Source organism: Pseudomonas sp. PS01270 (assembly GCF_029959775.1).
Classification (GTDB): Bacteria; Pseudomonadota; Gammaproteobacteria; order Pseudomonadales; family Pseudomonadaceae; genus Aquipseudomonas; species Aquipseudomonas atacamensis.
The window spans coordinates 1-1,888 of sequence record NZ_JASCPT010000253.1; the positions used below are offsets into that span (position 1 = coordinate 1).

Genomic DNA, 1,888 nt, shown 5'->3' on the forward strand with positions numbered 1-1,888 from the left:
GAGCGAGCCTGCTCGCGAATGCGGTGTGTCATTCAATGAAGCGCTGTCTGACGGAACGCTTTCGCGAGCAGGCTCGCTCCCACAATGGGACGGTGGTTACTTCAAGTGTTGCTTCAGTTCTTCAGACGCCTGCAACATCGCCGAACGCACCGCCGGTACCTGGCTGACCACGTTGAGCAAGCCGTAATCATGGATCATGCCGTTGTAGCGCACCGACGTTACCGGTACTCCGGCCTCATCGAGTTTGCGCGCATAGGCTTCGCCTTCGTCACGCAACACGTCGGCGCTGGCAGTCTGCACCAGTGCAGGCGGCAGGCCTTTGAGCTGTGCGGTAGTAGCGCGCAGCGGTGAAGCGTAGATCTCGTTGCGCTGTTTGGCGTCGGTGGTGTAGTTGTCCCAGAACCACTTCATCATGTTGCGGGTGAGGAAGTGCCCTTCGGCGTACTGATTGTACGAACCGGTGTCGAAGTTGGCATCGGTCACCGGCCACAGCAGTACCTGGAATTTGATCGCCGGGGTGCCCTTGTCCTTGGCCATCAGTGCAACCACTGCGGCCATGTTGCCGCCGACGCTGTTGCCGGCCACGGCCAGGCGCTTGCCGTCGACGTTGATTTCTTTGCCGTGTTCCGCCACCCATTTGGTCGCAGCGTAGGCCTGGTTGATTGCCACCGGGTAATGCGCTTCCGGCGAAGGGGTGTAATTGACGAACACCGCCGCCGCACCCGAACCGACTACCAGATCGCGCACCAGACGTTCGTGAGTCGGGAAGTCCCCCAGCACCCAGCCGCCGCCATGGAAGAACATGAACACCGGCAGCTCACCCTTGACCCCGGCCGGCCGGACGATGGTCAGGCTCAGCGGTTGGCCATCGACCTGGATGGTCTTCTCGCTGACATCGGCTTTGGGCAACGTCAACTTGACCCCGGACTGCGCGCCGACCAGCACGGCGCGGGCATCCTTGGGCGACAGCTGCTCGATCGGCTTGCCGCTGCCTGAATTCAGCGCATCGAGGAATGCCTGGGTGTTGTGTTCGACATCACCGGCGAAAGCGCTGTGTACCGACAGGGCGAGAAGGGTACCGGTCAAGACTTTGCTGAAGGAGTTCATGTTCATTTTTTCCTTGTTCGGGCCGGGGGCTTGGGTGATTACACAGTCACGTGCAGACGGACATCGACGTTGCCACGGGTGGCGTTGGAGTACGGGCAGACCTGGTGAGCGGCGTCGACCAGCGACTGCGCGTCGGCTTGTTCCAGGCCCGGCAGGCTGATGTGCAAATCGATGTCCAGACCGAAACCGCCAGGGATTTGGCCGATGCCGACATGGGCGGTGATCGATGCGTCGTCAGGAATCTTGCGCTTGGTCTGGCTGGCAACGAATTTCAGTGCGCCGATGAAGCAGGCCGAGTAACCGGCAGCGAACAGTTGCTCCGGGTTGGTCGCCGCACCGCCAGCACCGCCGAGTTCTTTCGGGGTGGCCAGTTTGACGTCGAGTACGTTGTCGCTGGAGATCGCACGACCGTCACGGCCGCCAGTGGAAGTTGCGATTGCGGTGTAGAGAGTTTGCATGGTGTGAGCCTCATTGGTTGTGGTTTTGTGCGCTAATTGTTTGCGCGCTAAGTAGGTGTGAAGAGAATGTATAGCGCTAATGTTTAGCGCGCAAGATAAATTTTCGATAAGAAGCGCGTTTTGCTTGAGGGCGACCGATGGAAGGGGAATGTAAGGCTTGATCTAGAGCGCTTGGCGAGGAAATTCAGGTGTGGAAAATATTTTTTGTTGGCGTTGAAAATTAGTGTGGGAGCGGGCTTGCCCGCGAAGACGGAGTGTCAGTCAAAATGATGTCGGCTGACAGGTCGCCATCGCGGGCAAGCCCGCGCCCACAGGGACAGTGT

The 1,888-nt window shown here is 59.4% G+C and carries 2 protein-coding genes; both read right to left on the reverse strand.

From position 1 onward, the window contains the following. Positions 1 to 96: 96 nt before the first annotated feature. On the reverse strand, positions 97 to 1,107 hold the full coding sequence (locus QMX86_RS27955; RefSeq protein WP_282387924.1) for an alpha/beta hydrolase: 1,011 nt from the start codon (positions 1,105 to 1,107) through the stop codon (positions 97 to 99). Positions 1,108 to 1,145: 38 nt separating this feature from the next. Further along, positions 1,146 to 1,565, reverse strand: a complete 420-nt coding sequence (locus QMX86_RS27960; protein WP_007940002.1) for an organic hydroperoxide resistance protein — start codon at positions 1,563 to 1,565, stop codon at positions 1,146 to 1,148. Positions 1,566 to 1,888: the final 323 nt, after the last annotated feature.